Here is a 19,074-nt window from a genome sequence, read left to right on the forward strand (position 1 = left end):
AACACCAGTAACACCAGTAACACCAGTAACACCAGTAACACCAGTAACACCGGCAACACCAGTAAAGCCAGTGACATCGGAATCCAATAAATTGCCACATAAAACACAAGTAAATACAGATCATCATATGTTGCCACAAACAGGGGAAGATGAACGGTCTTATATTGCTGTGATTATAGGATTTATAGTTTCAACTATCAGTTTCTTTGGTATTTATAGAAAAAAGAATTGATATTTTGTATATCAGTTAATTATAAAATTTTGAAATAAGAATATTTTTACAAGAAGCATTTCAAGGAATGAAAAAACTTGGAATGCTTTTTATTGGTTATCTAGGTATATTCTTATGCATAGTGGTATAGTCCAGTTTTATGAAATTGCTTTCTTAAAACGCTTAATTCGTGTATAATTTGCCAGGTAAAGAGAAAAAGCAATCAAATATAGGAGGAAAACTCAGTGAGTTGGGAAGATACATACAAAGTATGGCAAAATAATACGAATTTAGATTTAAGTTTAAAACAAGAACTTAATGAAATGGCTGACGATTCAAAGACACTAGAAGAAGCATTCTACGCACCAATGGAATTTGGTACTGCCGGTATGCGTGGTGTGATGGGACCCGGAATCAATCGAATGAACATCTATACTGTTCGTCAAGCTACAGAAGGTTTAGCAAACTTTATGGATACGTTAGATCAAACTGACCGTCAACGTGGGGTTGCAATCAGTTTTGATTCACGTTATCACTCACAAGAATTTGCATTAGAAGCAGCTGGTGTCTTAGGTGAACATGGAATTCCATCTTTTGTTTTTGATTCAATGCGTCCAACTCCCGAATTATCTTTCGCAGTTCGTGATCTTCAAACATATGCAGGAATCATGATTACTGCTAGTCATAATCCTAAACAATATAACGGCTATAAAATTTATGGACCAGATGGTGGCCAAATGCCACCAATGGAATCAGATAAGATTACAGATTATATTCGTGAAGTGAAAGATCTGTTTGCTGTTAAATCAATGACTCAAGCTAAGTTGCGTGCTAAAGGATTGATGACTTTGATTGGTGAGGATGTTGATTTAGAGTACTTAAAACAAATCAAGACAGTATCTATCAATCAAGAATTAATCGACAAATTTGGTGGAGATATGAAGCTTATCTATTCACCACTCCATGGTACTGGTAAAGTTGTTGGTGGACGTGCTCTTCAAAATGCCGGTTTTAAGGATTATACAATGGTGCCACAACAAGCTGTTGCTGACCCTGAATTTGTAACAACTCCATTCCCAAATCCTGAATTTCCACAAACATTTGATTTAGCAATTGAACTAGGTAAGAAGCAAGGAGCAGATTTGCTTATTGCTACTGATCCTGATGCTGACCGTTTAGGCGCTGCCGTTCGTTTGCCAAGTGGTGATTATAAGTTACTTACTGGTAACCAAATCGCTGCTCTAATGCTTGAATATGTATTAACTGCTCATGAACAAGCTGGTGATCTGCCTGAAAATGCTGTTGCAGTTAAGTCAATTGTATCCAGTGAATTGGCAACTAGAATCGCAGAAGCTCACCATGCTAAAATGATCAATGTTTTAACCGGATTCAAGTTTATTGCTGACCAAATTAAGAGCTACGAAGAAACTAACGCTCACACCTTCATGTTTGGGTTTGAAGAAAGCTACGGTTATCTAGTTCAACCATTTGTTCGTGATAAGGATGCTATTCAAGGAATCGTGTTACTAGCAGAAATTGCTGCTTACTATCGTAGTAAAGGTCAAACCTTGTATGATGGATTACAAAATCTATTTGCAACTTATGGTTACCACGAAGAAAAGACAATTTCAAAAGACTTCCCAGGTGTAGAAGGTAAAGACAAGATGGCTGCTATTATGCGTAAGTTTAGAGCAGAACGTCCAACAAGCTTTGCTGGATACCAAGTTGTTGAAACAGAAGACTTCAAAGAACAAACTAAGACTTTCGCTGATGGTCATGATGAAAAGATTGATCTTCCAGCAGCTGATGTTTTGAAATATGTTCTTGATGATGGAACTTGGATTGCAATTCGTCCTTCTGGTACAGAGCCTAAGATTAAGTTCTACGTTGGTACCGTAGGTGAAGATGTTAAAGATGCTTTGGATAAGATTGATCAATTTGAAGCAGACATCGACAAAATGACAAAATAATATAGAAGCCGGGCGCATTTGCGTTCCGGCTTTTATTAAATTGTGATAGGATTAGAACAACTAAATTAAGGGAGCTGGTTAGCATGGGAATTCATCAATATTTAAAGAGTTTGAGCAATTTAGAGACAATTTATCGAGCACCGGGATTTTTTAAATATCAAAAGCATTCGGTAGCGGAGCATTCATTTAAAACAACCGAAATTGCCCAATTCTTAGGTGATGTGGAAGAAAATGCTGGAAACCAGGTTGATTGGCGCGCACTCTATGAAAAAGCCCTCAATCATGACTACAACGAGCGTTTTATTGGTGATATTAAAACACCAGTAAAATATGCAACAGCTAACTTACGTGAAATGCTAGCTAATGTGGAAAGTTCTATGAAAGATAATTTTGTTAAAAATGAGATTCCAGATGAATTTCAAACAGCCTATGAACGTCGCTTATCTGAAGGGAAAGATGATACGCTGGAAGGCAAAATTTTATCCGTATCAGATAAGGTTGACCTTTTGTATGAATCATTTGGTGAAATTCAAAAGGGAAATCCGGAACTAGTTTATACTGATATCTATAAAGAAAGTTTGAAAACAATTGTGAAGTTTAAGGATATGGTCAGTGTTCAATATTTCTTGGAAAAAGTATTACCTGAATTATTGGAAGAAAAGTTTACTGATCAAAATAAGCTCACTAAAATCAGTGAAGCCATTATCCAACCTTAAAAATAGCGAAAGTATGTTCGGTGTGTTAAAATATTATTTAGAATTGAACTGGATCACTCACTAGATGTGGTCCAGTTTTTGGCTGTTAAAATGGAGGGATGAACATGATTGAACGTGAGAACGATCGTAAGTTTGAGTTGGTTTCAAAGTACCAACCAACTGGTGATCAGCCTAAAGCGATTGATGCGTTGGTAAATGGAATTCATAAGGGTGAAAAAGAACAGATTTTACTTGGTGCTACAGGTACGGGTAAAACTTTTACTATTTCGAATGTAATTCAAAAAGTAAATAAACCCACATTGATTTTATCGCATAATAAAACTCTGGCTGGTCAGCTTTACGGTGAATTTAAACAGTTCTTTCCTAATAATGCGGTAGAGTATTTTGTTAGTTATTATGATTACTACCAACCTGAAGCATATGTTCCCTCCAGTGATACTTATATTGAAAAAGATTCATCTATTAATGATGAAATTGATGAGTTGCGTCATTCAGCTACAAGTTCATTATTAGAAAGAAACGATGTAATTGTCGTCGCTTCAGTATCTAGTATCTTTGGATTAGGTGATCCAAGCGAATACCGTGACCAAGCTGTTACCATTCGAGTTGGACAAGAAATTGAACGTAACCAACTCTTGAGACAGTTGATTGATATTCAATACGAACGTAATGATATTGATTTTCAACGTGGTCGTTTTAGAGTGCATGGAGACGTAGTTGAGATTTTTCCAGCAGCTAACGAAGCTCACTCCATTCGGGTAGAGTTCTTTGGTGATGAAATTGATCGAATGCGTGAAGTTGATGCATTAACTGGTGAAATTATCGGAGAACGTGACCATATTACGGTCTTCCCGGCTACTCATTTTATGACTAATGAAGATCGTATGGAAACCGCGATTAAAAGCATTGATGCGGAATTAAAGGACCGGTTAAAGGTTTTAGATGGTGAAGGGAAGCTACTTGAAGCTCAACGTCTAAAGCAGAGAACTACTTATGATATCGAAATGTTACGTGAAATGGGCTATACCAACGGAATTGAAAACTATTCAAGACATATGGATGGACGTAAACCAGGAGAACCACCATACACCTTACTTGATTTCTTTCCTGATGACTTTTTGATTGTTGTTGATGAGTCTCATGTTACGATGCCTCAAATTAGAGGGATGTACAACGGGGACCGTGCTCGTAAGCAACAATTAGTTGATTATGGATTTAGACTACCTAGTGCATTGGATAACCGTCCGTTACGTTTGGAAGAATTTGAAGAACATGTTAAACAGATTGTTTATATGTCAGCCACACCTGGGGACTACGAAACAGAACGAACGGATCACGTTGTTCAACAAATTATTCGACCAACTGGTTTGTTAGATCCGGTCATTGAAGTCCGACCAGTTATGGGTCAGATGGACGATTTATTAGGTGAGATTAATAAACGGGCTGCTGCAAATGAACGTGTCTTTGTCACGACTTTAACTAAGAAAATGGCCGAAGATTTAACCGACTACTTCAAGGAAATGGGTGTGAAGGTTGCATACTTACACAGTGACATTAAGACACTTGAACGAACGAAAATCATTCGTGAGGTTCGAACGGGTAAGTACGATGTCCTGATTGGTATTAACTTGTTACGTGAAGGTATTGATGTCCCTGAAGTTTCACTAGTAGCTATTTTAGATGCTGATAAAGAAGGTTTCTTGCGTAATACTCGTTCTATGATTCAGGTTGCCGGTCGTGCTGCTCGTAATGAAAATGGACACGTTATTATGTATGCTGATAATGTGACTCGTTCAATGCAAGCAACGATTGATGAAACTGCACGTCGTCGTGAGATTCAGGAGAAATACAACGAAGAACACGGTATTACTCCACATACAATTAAGAAATCAATTGGTGATCTAATTTCGTCAACCAGCAAGAGTGACAAAGAAGGTAAGAAAGATGACTTCTTGGATGTCGACTTTGCTGATATGGATCGCGATGATCAGAAGACTATGATTGCTAATTTGGAAGATCAAATGCGTTCAGCTGCTAAGAAGCTTGATTTTGAGCAAGCAGCTAATTTAAGAGATACAGTATTAGAGTTGAAAGCTCAAATTGAGTAGGAGGCATTTTTAGTGGCAAACGATAAAATAATTATCCATGGAGCTCGTGCTCATAATTTAAAAAATATTGATGTAACCATTCCACGTGACAAGATGGTTGTAGTGACGGGATTATCAGGCTCAGGTAAGAGTTCGTTAGCTTTTGATACGTTGTATGCTGAGGGACAACGCCGTTATGTTGAAAGTTTATCTTCATATGCGCGTCAATTCTTGGGACAAATGGACAAACCAGATGTTGATTCGATTGACGGACTTAGTCCAGCTATTTCAATTGACCAAAAGACAACTTCTAAAAATCCACGTTCAACTGTGGGTACCGTTACTGAAATTAACGATTATTATCGCTTGTTGTGGGCTCGTGTGGGACATCCAATTTGTCCAAATGATGGTACTGAGATTACAAGCCAAACCGTTGAACAAATGGTTGATCGAGTGCTTGAGTTACCAGAACGAACTAAGGCACAAATATTGTCTCCAATTGTGAGATCCAAAAAAGGACAACATAAAAAGGTCTTTGAAAAAATTCAAAAAGAAGGCTTTGTTCGAGTTCAAATTGATGGCGAAACATATGATGTCGCTGAAGTTCCTGAATTAACCAAGAATCAGGCTCACACAATTAATATTGTGATTGATCGAATTGTGGTAAAAGATGGAATCAGATCCAGATTATTTGATTCTTTTGAAGCAGCTCTTAGATTAAGCGATGGTTATGCTATTGCAGATGTAATTGATGGCGAACCATTGTTATTCTCAGAACATTATTCATGTCCCATTTGTGGTTTCACGGTTGGTGAATTAGAACCTCGTCTATTTTCATTTAATGCGCCATTTGGGGCTTGCCCTGAGTGTGATGGATTGGGTGTTAAATTAGAGGTTGATATGGACTTGGTAATTCCAGATCAAACCAAGACACTGCGTGAAGGTGCTATCTTGCCTTGGAATCCAATTAGCTCACAGTATTATCCAGCAATGTTGGAACAAGCAGCAGACAGTTTTGGTATTGATATGGATACACCATTCGAAAATCTATCTGCTAAGGAACAAGATTTAATTTTATATGGCTCTGGATTAAAGAATTTCCATTTTCATTATGAAAATGACTTTGGTGGGGTTCGCGATGTTGATGTTCCATTTGAAGGTGTAATCAACAATATTGACCGTCGCTATCGTGAGACTAACAGTGATTTTACACGTGACCAAATGCGTCAATACATGCGTGAATTAACTTGCCAAGCTTGTCATGGCTACCGATTAAATGAGAAAGCACTATCTGTGAAGGTTAATGGAGACCATATCGGACAAGTTTCTGCATTACCAGTTGATGATTCATTAAACTTCTTCAAGAAAGTTGATTTATCGGAACAAGAATCAGTTATTGCCGCCCCAATTTTGAAAGAAATTATTGACCGACTTAATTTCTTGAAGAATGTTGGATTGGATTACCTAACACTCAGTCGTGCAGCTAGAACCTTATCCGGTGGTGAGGCACAAAGAATTCGCTTGGCTACTCAAATCGGATCTAATCTATCTGGTGTTCTATACATCTTAGACGAACCTTCAATTGGATTGCATCAACGTGATAATGATCGCTTGATTAGTTCTCTAAAGAAGATGAGAGATCTTGGGAATACGTTAGTGATTGTTGAACATGATGAAGATACGATGCGTGCTGCTGATTATCTGATTGATATTGGACCAGGCGCTGGTGAAAATGGTGGTGAGGTTATGGCCGCCGGAACACCTAAACAGGTTGAAAAGTCACGTAAGTCGTTAACAGGACAGTATCTATCTGGTAAAAAGTTCATTCCAGTTAGCGAAGACCGACGTACCGGTAATGGTAAGTTTATTACGATTAAAGGTGCTGCAGAAAATAACCTGAAGAATATTGATGTTAAGTTCCCACTAGGTGAGTTTGTGGCCGTGACTGGTGTATCGGGTTCTGGGAAATCAACGTTAGTTAATATGATTTTGAAGCGTGCCTTAGCACAAAAACTTAACAATAATTCTGAAAAGCCTGGTAAATACAAATCTATCAGTGGGGTGGAAAATATTGAAAAAGTTATCAATATTGACCAAACACCAATTGGTAGAACTCCGCGTAGTAATCCTGCAACCTATACAAGTGTTTTTGATGATATTCGTGGGCTATTTGCTCAAACTAATGAAGCTAAACTGCGAGGATATTCAAAAGGACGCTTTAGCTTTAATGTTAAAGGTGGACGTTGTGAGGCATGTAAGGGTGATGGAATTCTGAAAATTGAAATGAATTTCTTGCCGGATGTTTACGTTCCATGTGAGGTTTGTCATGGCCAAAGATATAATTCTGAAACTCTGGAAGTTAAATATAAGGGTAAGACCATTGCCGATGTCTTGGATATGACAGTGGCAGAAGCAACAGATTTCTTTGCTGCTATTCCAAAGATTACACGTAAGTTGCAAACAATTGTTGATGTTGGTTTAGGCTATGTTCACTTGGGACAGTCTGCTACAACCTTATCTGGTGGTGAGGCTCAACGAATGAAGTTAGCAGCTGAATTGCATAAAAAGGCTAACGGACGCAACTTCTATATTCTGGATGAGCCAACGACTGGATTGCATACAGATGATATTAAGCGTCTGTTGGAAGTCTTACAGCGTTTGGTTGATAATGGAAATACAGTGTTAGTAATTGAACACAACTTAGATGTTATTAAGACAGCTGATCATTTAATTGACCTTGGACCTGAAGGCGGAGCTGGCGGTGGTGAAATAATTGCTACTGGAACTCCAGAAGATATTGCAGCAGAGCCAAAGAGTTTTACTGGTCAATATCTCAAGCCGGTTCTAGCGCGTGACAAAGCTCGTACTGAAAAAGTTGAATAATACAAAGAACTGTAGTTTAAAGCTACAGTTTTTTTAAAATGATAAAAAGACACGCCCGGGTATGATATACTAAAATAAATAATCAATGGAGGCAGACTATGGAAGAAGAACTACAACTAGTAATTGTTACTGGTATGAGTGGGGCTGGGAAAACTGTTGCAATGCAGAGTTTTGAAGATTTGGGTTATTTCTGTGTTGATAACATGCCACCTGCTTTACTACCCAAGTTTTGGGAACTAGTAAAGGAATCGGGTAACATTCATAGGGTTGCATTGGTCGTCGATTTACGATCAAGAGCTTTTTATGATCAGATTTTGAAAATGTTAGCTGGTGATCGACGATTTGATAACTCAGTCGAAACTGAAATCCTGTTCTTAGATGCCTCAGATGAAGAATTAGTTTCTCGTTATAAGGAAACACGGCGTGCACATCCACTTGCAATGGATGGTCGTGTGGCTGATGGAGTTCGTAAGGAACGTGAACTATTAGCACCAATTAAATCAGAATCACAATTTATCATTGATACTAGCAATTTAACTCCTCGTGAGTTACGAGAAGATATCTTCAATCATTTTGCAACAGATCAAACAACAACCTTTCATGTTGAAGTGCTTTCCTTTGGGTTCAAGTACGGATTGCCAATTGATGCTGATATTGTAATGGATGTCAGATTTCTACCTAATCCTTACTATATTCCAGAGCTTAAGAATAAAACTGGTAAGGATAAAGCTGTATATGACTACGTTATGAATCAACCCGCGACTGAAAAATTTTATGAACATTTTATTGGATTGCTAAGAGAATCAATGCCTGGCTATCAAGCGGAAGGTAAATCTAATTTAACAATTGCAATTGGTTGTACTGGTGGTCAACACCGTTCGGTAGCGATTGCTGAACGTATTGCTAAGGATTTGGGTAAGGACTATGTTACTCATGTTCAACATCGGGATGCAGATAAGCGGAAGGAAACGGTCAATCGGTCATGAGTTATACAAATAAACCGAAAATTGTCGTAATTGGTGGAGGAACAGGGTTACCAGTTGTTCTAAAAGAGTTACGCAATAAAAATGTCGATATAACTGCTGTAGTAACAGTGGCCGATGATGGCGGTTCATCAGGGATTATCCGAGATTACGTGAACGTTGTACCACCTGGGGATATTAGAAATGTAATGTCGGCACTATCTAATTTACCTAGTTTAGATTTGGATATTTTTCAATATCGCTTCCGCAGTGAGGACAAATTCTTAGCCGGACATGCGATTGGTAATTTGGTTATTGCGGCACTTTCAGAAATGAAAGGCGGAATCTTTCCAGCAATTCAGGAATTATCTGAAATTATGCAAGTTCAAGGGAAAGTTTATCCAGCAAGTAATGAACCATTGGTCTTACACGCTGAGTTTACAGATAATACTCAGTTGGCTGGTGAGGCAGAAATTACTGCTGCGCATAAGACAATTAAGAGAATTTGGGTCGAAAACAATCCTTGGAGTGATAATAAGAAGCCGGTTGCTGTTCCAGAGGCTGTTAAAGCTATTGAGGAAGCTGACCAAATCATTATGGGACCAGGTAGTTTATTTACCAGTATCCTGCCGAATCTGATGATTCCCGATATCAGTTCAGCTATTTTAAGAACTACAGCCGAAATTATATATATATGTAATATTATGACTCAAAAAGGTGAAACAATTGGGTTCACTGATTCAGATCACGTTAAGGTTCTAAACCAACACTTAGGTCGAAACTTTATTGATACGGTTTTAGTTAATACCGAACAGGTTTCAGAAGAGTATATGGATTTTAACCGTTATGATGAAGTATCAAAACAAGTTAAGCATGATTTCAAAGGGTTAAGAGATCAGGGATGCCGAGTGATTTCTGATGATTTCTTACTTCTTAGAAATGGTGGGGCCTTCCATAATGGAGAACGTGTTGTTGAAGAGTTGATGAATTTAGTTGGAAGCCCTAGTAAAAATAAGAACTAAGAGAAAGGTGGGCTTAACGTGTCCTACGCTAGTGAAGTGAAAAAAGAGCTCACCAGTATTGATGTGCATGCCGGAAACGCCAAAGCAGAGCTAATGGCTTTGATTCGGATGAATGGAGCAATCGGTATCAATAATCGAATGCTGACTTTAAACGTTCAGACTGAAAATCCAGCAATTGCTCGCCGAATTTATTCACTTTTAAAAGAGTTTTATCATTTGGAAGCGGAACTTAGTGTTCGTCGTAAAATGAAATTAAAAAAGAATAATCAGTATATTGTACGTTTGAAAACTGGTGTAAAAGAACTTCTTGAGGATTTAGCAATCTTAAAGAAAGATAGTTTTGAAATTAATGAAACTGTGCCAGAAGGAATGCTAACTAGTGAGTCTGAAATAAGATCATATCTCAGAGGGGCATTCTTGGCTGGTGGGTCAGTAAATAATCCCGAAACAAGTCGTTATCATTTAGAGATTTATTCTCTATATGAAGCACACAATCAAATGATTGCTGATTGGATTAATCGTTATGAGTTTAATGCTCGTACAACTGACAGAAGAAGTGGATTTATTGTTTATATGAAAGAGGCAGAACATATTGCCGACTTCTTACAATTAATCGGAGCTACTACTGCTATGTTGAAGTTTGAAGATGTCAGAATCATGCGTGATATGAGAAATTCAGTCAATCGGTTGGTTAACTGCGAAACTGCTAACTTGAATAAAGTTGCTAATGCTTCGATGAAACAAATTGATAACATTGAGTATATTGATCAGAAAGTAGGATTGGGTGAATTACCGCCTAAGTTGCGAGAAGTTGCTGAAGCTCGAATGGCTAATCGAGAGGTTAGTTTAAAAGAGTTAGGTGAGTTATTACCAGGTGGTCCAATTTCTAAATCCGGTATTAACCATCGCTTAAGAAAAATAAATCAGTTTGCAGAAAAATTGAGGGCATAGAAAAACGACCCATCCTGAGAAGGATGAGCCGTTTTTTTGTTTGTGAATTAGTTTAATTCAGCGTTGTTTTCCATGATACCATCGATCAGACCATAATCTACAGCTTGTTGAGCTGAAAGGTAGTTATCACGTTCTGTATCACGATCAACAGTTTCTAATGGTTGACCGGAATTGTCAGCTAAAATTTGGTTCAATTCTTTACGAGTCTTAAGAATTTGTTCAGCGGCAATTTCAATTTCTGTTTGTTGACCCTGTGCACCACCAGAAGGTTGGTGAATCATAACTTCTGAGTGAGGTAATGCAAATCGTTTGCCCTTTGTTCCTGATGAAGCAAGAACACTGGCCATTGATGCTGCCATACCCATAACAATTGTTTGCACATCAGCCTTGATAAAGCGCATTGTGTCGTAAATTGCTAATCCAGATGTTACAACGCCACCTGGTGAGTTGATGTAAAGGTAAATATCCTTTTCAGAATCCTGTGCATCTAAGAATAAGAGTTGAGCGATGATTGAGTTTGCAACGTCATCGTCAATCGGACCTGATAACATAATAATACGGTCTTTTAACAAACGAGAGTAAATATCGTAAGCTCGTTCACCACGAGATGATTGTTCAATTACTGTTGGGACCAAGTTCATAACTTAGTTACCTCCTTAAATTTGAAAAATAATTATCTGTTAGATAACTAACATGAACATAGTTTAAAACAAAGGTCAGAAAAGGTCAAACAAAATGTGCTTATTTTTGACTTAATTTAAAAAAATCACTCATAAGCCTTTAAAAACGGGTTTATAAGTGATTGAGAATATAAGGTATCAGAAATTAAACTGATTTTTGATTAAATGGTATAATGACACTAAGTGAAGCGCTTTCGATTAAAAAAATATGCGCCACGCGGGAGTCGAACCCGCATCTCGAGAACCGGAATCTCACGTGCGATCCATTACACTAGCGGCGCAATTTACCTGTTAAGTTTACAGTAGGAAAATTTAAAAGACAAGAGTAGATATTGGAGAATATTATGGCAGTTAAACAAAATTTGGGACAGTCACAACAACAAAAACAAATTCAAAAACTTGCTATGACTCAGTCATTACAACAATCTATTCAGATTCTACAATATAACGTAGAAGAGCTACAATCATTTTTAAAACAAAAAGAACTTGAGAATCCTTTGATTACAGTTTCAGTAGCGGATAGAAGTACAAGTCAATCATCGAGTCAGTCGGGGACACAAGAAAACTTTTTAGAACAAGTTGCAGGTACTAGTGATCAGTCTTTATTTGATTATTTACTAGAACAAGTTCATTTAACTATGCGCGAAACACCGCTGCGAGGATTGGTTCTCTTCTTATTAGATTATGTCGATCAAAATGGTTATCTGGGTTTAACCAATCAAGAGGTTGAAGACAAAACGGGTGCAGACTCGGTTGCGGTGTTAGATGCGATTACGCTATTACAACAACTAGATCCGCCAGGGGTTGGAGCACGTGATCTCAGAGAATGTCTCATGCTACAAACGGAAAATGATAGTCAGTCGCCAGCAATGGCTTATCTAGTGCTGGAGGAAATGTTCAATCAATTAGTTGATCGTAAATGGGATGTGATTTGTCGTAAGTTAGATTTAACGATGAAAGACGTTCAAGAAATATTTGATTATATTAGAACTTTGACACCGACGCCTGGTGCTGCATTTAATACGGAAGCACCAGCTTATGTAATTCCTGATTTGATTGTTGAAGTTGAAAATAATCAAATTCATATTACGCAGTCAAAAAGTGCTAAGCCACAAGTACATTTTCAAAAGCGGTATTTTAACCAATTATTGACACAAGAAAGTCAAGAAGTAACAGATTATGTAAATGAAAAGAAACGAGAGTTTGAGTGGATCTCCAAAAGCTTACAACAAAGAGAAGATACAATTCTTAGAGTTGGTAGAGTAATTGTAGAAGTTCAAGAAGATTATTTTCTTCACCCCGGTAGTGATCTAAAACCGCTGATGTTAAAAGATGTTGCTCGTAAGTTGCATTTACACGAGTCAACTATTTCACGGTCGGTTAATGGTAAATATATGATTACTCCAAATGGCACATTTGAATTAAAACATTTCTTTAGCAATGCGGTTGGAAATGATGAAACAAGTGATGGCATACAAGAATCTGCTGACAGTGTTAAAAGTAAAATCAAAAAGATTATCAATGCGGAAGATAAGACTAAGCCTATTTCTGATGCTAAGATTGCTTTGACACTCTCAAAAGATGAAATAAACATATCTAGACGTACGGTTGCTAAGTACCGAGAAAGCTTAGGAATAGCCTCTTCGTCCAAACGTAAACGTTTCGGGTAGAAAACGGTTTATAATTTGCAAAATAAAATCAATGTTGATATAATTACATCTGTAAGTGAGGTATGCAACAAAAGTAAATTACTGGAGTTTGTATGCCATTTCTTTTGGATTGATTGGGTCACTTTATGACACAGATGGACGTATAGCGTCCCAGACAGGAGACAACAGTTGTGGATAATCAATTAGATTTGATTGAATCTATTGCTCCGGAGATGATTGATGTCTTCTTACGGAGATTCGATATTCTACGTAATATCGGTCTGATGTCACCAGTGGGACGTCGTATGTTAGCTGATCGGTTGCATCTGACTGAACGTGTTTTGAGATCTGAAACGGAGAATCTCAGAAAGCAAGGATTGATTAGTAGTAGTCAGGCTGGAATGAGCCTAACTGAAGAAGGTCGTCGAGTTGTTAATGGATTAGATGATTTAGCTAATCAGTTGCTTGGATTAAATAGTCAGGAAAAACAATTGGCACAACGGTTGGGTATTGATAAATGCTTAATCGTTCGTGGTGATAGTAGCGACGACAGTAACGTCATGAAACAACTCGGATCGGTTTTAAACGAGACACTTGCAAAAATGTTGCCAGAGGGTAATAATACAATAGTAGCGATGGGCGGTTCGACAATGGCCATTGTTGCTAAGGAACTTACTCCAGTCCTCTCAGATAAACGAACTTTGATGTTTGTCCCAGGACGTGGTGGAATTGGGGCTTCGGTTGCGAAACAGGCTAATTCAGTTTGTTCAACCATGGCTGCTCGAACGGGTGGTCAAAGTAAGTCATTATATATTCCGGAACAGTTGAGTAAGGATACATATCACCCACTGTTAAATGAGCCATCTGTGAAAGCCGTGTTGGAATTAATTGCAAGCGGTAATGTAGCAATTCACGGGATTGGACGTGCTGACGATATGGCGCGTCGCCGTGAGGTGGATTCAGCAACAAAAGAGATGCTGCGTGAACAAAAAGCAGTGGGTGAGGTCTTCGGATGTTTCTATGATAAAGAAGGCCAAATCGTTTATCGTGTTTCTCGGATTGGATTACAATTAGAGGATGCACAAAAATTCAATCATGTAGTTGCTATTGCAAGCGGTCACGATAAAGCCGATGCGATTCAAGCTTACATGAACTTTGCTCCCAAGCAAACAGTATTGATTACTGATGAGGGAGCCGCAAATGTGATTTTAAAAAAGTGAAATCGATTGTCGGTTGATCTTTTTAAAATAAATTTTTTTTAGATTCCTAAAGGAGGAAATCTTAGTTATGACTGTAAAGATTGGTATTAATGGTTTTGGACGTATTGGTCGTTTAGCTTTCCGTCGTATTTTTGAATTAGGCGAAAAGTCAAATGAAATCGAAGTAGTTGCAATCAATGATTTAACAAGTCCTGCATTATTGGCTCACTTGTTGAAATATGATTCAACACACGGTACTTTCCCTGGAGAAGTTAGTGCAACTGACGACTCAATCGTTGTTAACGGTAAGAAATACCGTGTATACGCTGAACCAAAAGCTCAAGACATTCCTTGGGTTAAGAATGATGGTGTTGACTTCGTACTTGAATGTACAGGTTTCTACACATCAAAAGAAAAGTCACAAGCTCATTTGGACGCTGGCGTAAAACGTGTCTTGATCTCAGCACCTGCTGGTAAAGATCTTAAGACTGTTGTATACAACGTTAATGATGACGTTTTGACTTCAGAAGATACAATCGTTTCTGCAGGTTCATGTACAACTAACTGTCTTGCACCAATGGCTTACTTCTTGAACAAAGAATTCGGCGTTGAAGTTGGTACAATGACAACAATCCATGCTTACACAAGTACACAAATGTTACTTGATGGCCCAGTTCGTGGCGGAAACTTCCGTGCTGCACGTGCTGCTGCTGCAAATACTATTCCTCATTCAACTGGTGCTGCTAAGGCTATTGGTCTTGTTATCCCAGAATTGAACGGTAAGTTACAAGGACATGCACAACGTGTTGGTGTTGTTGATGGTTCATTAACTGAATTAGTATCAATCTTGGACAAGAAAGTTACTGCTGACCAAGTTAACGATGCTATGAAGAAAGCTACAGAAGGCAACGAATCATTCGGCTGGAACGAAGACGAAATCGTATCAAGTGACATTATTGGCACAACATTCGGTTCAATCTTTGACCCAACTCAAACAGAAGTCACAGAAGCTGGCGACAAGCAATTAGTTAAGACTGTTGCTTGGTACGACAACGAATATGGTTTCACTTGCCAAATGGTACGTACTTTATTGAAATTTGCTACACTTTAAGATTCAATCGAATCTTAGTTTAGGTAGATTTCAAACCGTCTAGCGGTTTAGAGACGGAGGGAGGTCACTTCCTCCGTCTCTTTTTTGTAACAAAAACAAAAAATTTATTTTAAAAATTGATTGGAGGATTTTATTTTGGCTAAATTAACAGTTTCAGATTTAGATGTTAATGACAAAAAAGTTCTTATGCGTGTTGACTTTAACGTTCCTGTTAAAGATGGTGTGATTGGTGACGATAACCGTATCGTTGCAGCACTTCCAACTATTAAGTACATTATCGAACATAACGGAAAGGCAATCTTGTTCTCTCATCTTGGCCGTATCAAAACTGAAGAAGACAAAAAGGCTCTTACACTTCGTCCAGTTGCACAACGTTTATCAGATTTGCTTGGCAAACCTGTAACATTCGTTCCTGTTACGCGTGGTGCACAATTAGAAGAAGCAGTTAATGGAATGAAAGACGGCGATGTTCTCTTATTTGAAAACACACGTTTTGAAGACCTTGACGGCAAAAAAGAAAGTGGTAACGATTCAGAATTAGGCCAATACTGGGCTTCACTTGGCGACATGTTCGTCAACGATGCTTTTGGTACTGCTCATCGTGCCCATGCTTCTAACGTTGGTGTTGCTGAAGCTATGAAGGCTGCTGGCAAACCAGTTGCTGCTGGTTACTTAATGGAAAAAGAAATCAAGTTCTTGGGTGAAGCTGTTGACGATCCTAAGCACCCATTTGTTGCCATCCTTGGTGGTGCAAAGGTTTCTGATAAGATTGGTGTCATCGATCACTTACTTGATAAAGCTGACAAAGTTATTATCGGTGGTGGTATGACATACACATTCTACGCTGCTAAAGGCATGAAGATTGGTAACTCACTTGTTGAACAAGACAAGATTGATGTTGCTAAAGAAATTCTTGCTAAAGCTGGTGACAAGATTGTTCTACCTGTAGACAGTATTGTTGCTGAAAAATTTGATAACGATGTTCCTAGCAAAGTTGTTGAAGGCGATATTCCTGATGGTTACATGGCTCTTGATATTGGACCCAAGTCAATTGCAGAATTCAAAGATGTTTTGAAGGATGCTAAGACAGTTGTATGGAACGGACCAATGGGTGTATTCGAAATGAGCAACTATGCTAAGGGTACTCTTGAAGTTGGTAAGTTCTTAGGTACATTATCAGATGCTACAACAATCGTTGGTGGTGGTGATTCAACTGCTGCTGTTAAACAATTGGGTGTGGGTGATCAATTAACTCATATCTCAACTGGTGGTGGTGCATCACTTGAATACCTTGAAGGTAAGGAATTACCAGGTATCGCTGCTATTTCAAACAAATAATTAAAACTGGGCGTTTAACGCCCAACTACATATTAATTGTGTAGCTAGAAAGGATGTTTAATTTTGCGTACTCCAATTATTGCTGGAAACTGGAAAATGAACAAAAACCCTGAAGAAACACAAGCTTTCTTGGAAGCTATCAAGGGTAAATTACCAGAATCAAGCGTTGTTGAATCTGTAATTGCTGCTCCTGCAATTGATTTAAACGCTTTGACATGGTTCTCAAAGGACGAACCTTTGAAGACTGCTGCTGAAAACTGTTACTTTGAAGATGAAGGTGCTTTCACTGGTGAAACTAGTCCTAAAGCTCTTTCTGAAATGGGTATTGACTATGTTGTTATTGGCCATTCAGAACGTCGTCAATACTTCAAGGAAACAGATGAAGATATTAACAAAAAAGCTAAAGCAATCTTCCGTAACAACATGTTACCAATCATTTGCTGTGGTGAAACTCTAGAACAACGTGAAGCTGGCGAAACAAATGCTTGGGTTGCTGGTCAAATCACAAATGCTTTGAAGGATCTTACTGCAGAACAAGTTGCTTCTTCAGTACTTGCTTACGAACCAATCTGGGCTATTGGAACTGGTAAAACAGCTTCAAGTGATCAAGCACAAGAAGTATGTCACGTTGTACGTGAAACAGTTGCTAAGTTATACAATGACGAAGTTGCTGGTAAAGTTCGTATCCAATATGGTGGTAGTGTAAAACCTGCTAACATTGCAGAATTAATGTCAAAAGAAGACATTGATGGTGGACTTGTTGGTGGTGCATCAATGGATCCAGAATCATTCCTTCAATTAGTTAACTTTAAGGGTTAATATAATCGATCTAATGTACTATAATAATGGTATTGCGAAAGCATACTAAATAAAAATATTAAGGAGATTTACTAGAATGTCACTTATTACTGATATCTATTCACGCCAAGTTTTAGACTCACGTGGTAACCCAACTGTCGAAGTTGAAATCTATACAGAAGATGGTGGCTTTGGCCGCGGTATCGTTCCATCAGGTGCTTCAACTGGTGAACATGAAGCTGTTGAATTACGTGACGGCGACAAAACTGTTTTCAATGGTCTTGGTGTAACTAAGGCTGTTAAGAACGTTAACGAAATCATTGCTAAGGAACTCGTTGGTTTCGAAGTAACTGACCAAGTTGCTATTGATAAAGCTATGATCAAGTTAGACGGTACTCCTAACAAAGGTAAATTAGGTGCTAATGCTATTCTTGGTGTATCACTTGCTGCTGCTCGTGCTGCTGCTGATGAATTACAAGTTCCTCTTTACAACTACTTAGGCGGATTCAATGCTCATGTCCTCCCTACACCAATGATGAACGTTATCAATGGTGGAGCTCATTCTGACAACAAAGTGGACTTCCAGGAATTCATGATCATGCCTGTTGGTGCTGACTCAGTTACAAGTGCTATCCGTATGGGTTCAGAAACATTCCATGCATTGAAGAAGTTACTTGCTGCTGACGGTAAAGCTACTTCAGTTGGTGACGAAGGTGGATTTGCTCCTGACTTCGCAAACAACGAAGAACCTTTACAATACTTGATCAAAGCTATCGAAACAGCTGGTTACAAACCAGGTAAAGACGTTGCTATTGCTATCGACGTTGCTGCTTCAGAACTTTGGAATGACGAAGACAAGAAATACAAGCTTCGTTGGTCAACTGGTGAAGAATTTGATACACCAGCATTCGTTAAATACCTTGAAGGTTTAGCTGACAAATACCCAATTATTTCTATCGAAGATCCTATCGATGAAAACAACTGGGACGACTGGGCAGCTATTACTAAAGAACTTGGCAAGAAAGTTCAACTTGTTGGTGACGACTTCTTCGTTACAAACACTGACTACTTAGCTAAGGGTATCAAGATGGGTGCTGCTAACTCAATCCTTATCAAAGTTAACCAAATTGGTACTTTGACAGAAACTGTTGAAGCTATCGAAATGGCTAAAGAAGCTGGCTACACAGCTATCGTTTCTCACCGTTCAGGTGAAACAGAAGATACAACAATCGCTGACTTAGTTGTTGCTACAAATGCAGGTCAAATTAAGACTGGTTCAATGAGTCGTACAGACCGTATTGCTAAGTACAACCAATTAATGCGTATTGAAGATCAATTAGAGGGCGTTGCTGAATACAAAGGTATTCACTCATTCTACAACTTGAGTGCTGACGCTCGCGAAAACATTATCAATAAATAAGACTTAAATGTCGCTGAAGAGCATCGGATTAATTCCGATGCTTTTTTGTTTGGTTGTTCGTCAACTGTTGTTGGTGA

Annotated in this window: 15 protein-coding genes and 1 tRNA gene; 14 read left to right on the forward strand and 2 right to left on the reverse strand. The window is 38.3% G+C overall.

What is annotated here, in order from left to right:
* From IV88_RS09515 to whiA, 8 genes are all read left to right on the forward strand, one after another.
* The coding region (locus IV88_RS09515; protein ID WP_162258643.1) for an LPXTG cell wall anchor domain-containing protein at positions 1-232 on the forward strand (232 nt) is incomplete at its 5' end.
* Positions 233-456: 224 nt separating this feature from the next.
* Complete coding sequence (locus IV88_RS07140) at positions 457-2,181, forward strand: phospho-sugar mutase (RefSeq protein ID WP_057800183.1); 1,725 nt, start codon at positions 457-459, stop codon at positions 2,179-2,181.
* A gap of 83 nt (positions 2,182-2,264) precedes the next feature.
* Positions 2,265-2,897: a YfbR-like 5'-deoxynucleotidase gene (locus IV88_RS07145; RefSeq protein ID WP_057800185.1), complete on the forward strand. Its 633-nt coding sequence runs from the start codon at positions 2,265-2,267 to the stop codon at positions 2,895-2,897.
* A gap of 104 nt (positions 2,898-3,001) precedes the next feature.
* Positions 3,002-5,005, forward strand: coding sequence for an excinuclease ABC subunit UvrB (uvrB, locus tag IV88_RS07150; RefSeq protein WP_057800187.1), 2,004 nt, complete (start codon positions 3,002-3,004; stop codon positions 5,003-5,005).
* 12 nt (positions 5,006-5,017) lie between these two features.
* The gene (gene uvrA, locus IV88_RS07155; RefSeq protein WP_057800189.1) at positions 5,018-7,867 is read left to right on the forward strand and encodes an excinuclease ABC subunit UvrA; all 2,850 of its coding nucleotides are present in this window, start codon (positions 5,018-5,020) and stop codon (positions 7,865-7,867) included.
* Between the two features lie 98 nt (positions 7,868-7,965).
* Positions 7,966-8,853, forward strand: a complete 888-nt coding sequence (rapZ, locus tag IV88_RS07160) for an RNase adapter RapZ (RefSeq protein ID WP_057800191.1) — start codon at positions 7,966-7,968, stop codon at positions 8,851-8,853.
* On the forward strand, positions 8,850-9,851 hold the full coding sequence (locus IV88_RS07165) for a gluconeogenesis factor YvcK family protein (RefSeq protein ID WP_057800193.1): 1,002 nt from the start codon (positions 8,850-8,852) through the stop codon (positions 9,849-9,851). Before rapZ ends, IV88_RS07165 begins: the two co-directional genes overlap by 4 nt.
* A gap of 18 nt (positions 9,852-9,869) precedes the next feature.
* Entirely contained in the window at positions 9,870-10,802 is a 933-nt protein-coding gene (whiA, locus tag IV88_RS07170; RefSeq protein WP_057800195.1) for a DNA-binding protein WhiA, read from the forward strand.
* A gap of 47 nt (positions 10,803-10,849) precedes the next feature.
* On the opposite strand, the gene clpP is transcribed toward whiA, so the two are convergent.
* The gene (gene clpP / locus IV88_RS07175; RefSeq protein WP_057800197.1) at positions 10,850-11,443 is read right to left on the reverse strand and encodes an ATP-dependent Clp endopeptidase proteolytic subunit ClpP; all 594 of its coding nucleotides are present in this window, start codon (positions 11,441-11,443) and stop codon (positions 10,850-10,852) included.
* Positions 11,444-11,691: 248 nt separating this feature from the next.
* Positions 11,692-11,763 (reverse strand) — tRNA-Arg (locus IV88_RS07180).
* 63 nt (positions 11,764-11,826) lie between these two features.
* On the opposite strand from IV88_RS07180, the gene rpoN reads away from it, so the two are divergent.
* The 6 genes from rpoN (at position 11,827) to eno (ending at position 18,997) form a co-directional block, all read left to right on the forward strand.
* The gene (rpoN, locus tag IV88_RS07185) at positions 11,827-13,152 is read left to right on the forward strand and encodes an RNA polymerase factor sigma-54 (RefSeq protein ID WP_057800199.1); all 1,326 of its coding nucleotides are present in this window, start codon (positions 11,827-11,829) and stop codon (positions 13,150-13,152) included.
* Between the two features lie 170 nt (positions 13,153-13,322).
* Entirely contained in the window at positions 13,323-14,351 is a 1,029-nt protein-coding gene (locus IV88_RS07190) for a sugar-binding transcriptional regulator (RefSeq protein ID WP_147165278.1), read from the forward strand.
* 67 nt (positions 14,352-14,418) lie between these two features.
* A complete protein-coding gene (gene gap, locus IV88_RS07195; RefSeq protein ID WP_057800201.1) occupies positions 14,419-15,441 on the forward strand; it encodes a type I glyceraldehyde-3-phosphate dehydrogenase in 1,023 nt (340 codons plus the stop codon).
* Positions 15,442-15,576: 135 nt separating this feature from the next.
* Complete coding sequence (locus tag IV88_RS07200; RefSeq protein WP_057800203.1) at positions 15,577-16,779, forward strand: phosphoglycerate kinase; 1,203 nt, start codon at positions 15,577-15,579, stop codon at positions 16,777-16,779.
* Between the two features lie 63 nt (positions 16,780-16,842).
* Positions 16,843-17,598 (forward strand): triose-phosphate isomerase, encoded by a 756-nt coding sequence (gene tpiA, locus IV88_RS07205; protein WP_057800205.1) that lies wholly within the window; start codon positions 16,843-16,845, stop codon positions 17,596-17,598.
* A gap of 76 nt (positions 17,599-17,674) precedes the next feature.
* Complete coding sequence (eno, locus tag IV88_RS07210) at positions 17,675-18,997, forward strand: phosphopyruvate hydratase (RefSeq protein ID WP_057800207.1); 1,323 nt, start codon at positions 17,675-17,677, stop codon at positions 18,995-18,997.
* Positions 18,998-19,074 lie beyond the last annotated feature (77 nt).

The sequence above is a fragment of the Pediococcus argentinicus genome (assembly GCF_001437605.1).
Taxonomy (GTDB): domain Bacteria; phylum Bacillota; class Bacilli; order Lactobacillales; family Lactobacillaceae; genus Pediococcus; species Pediococcus argentinicus.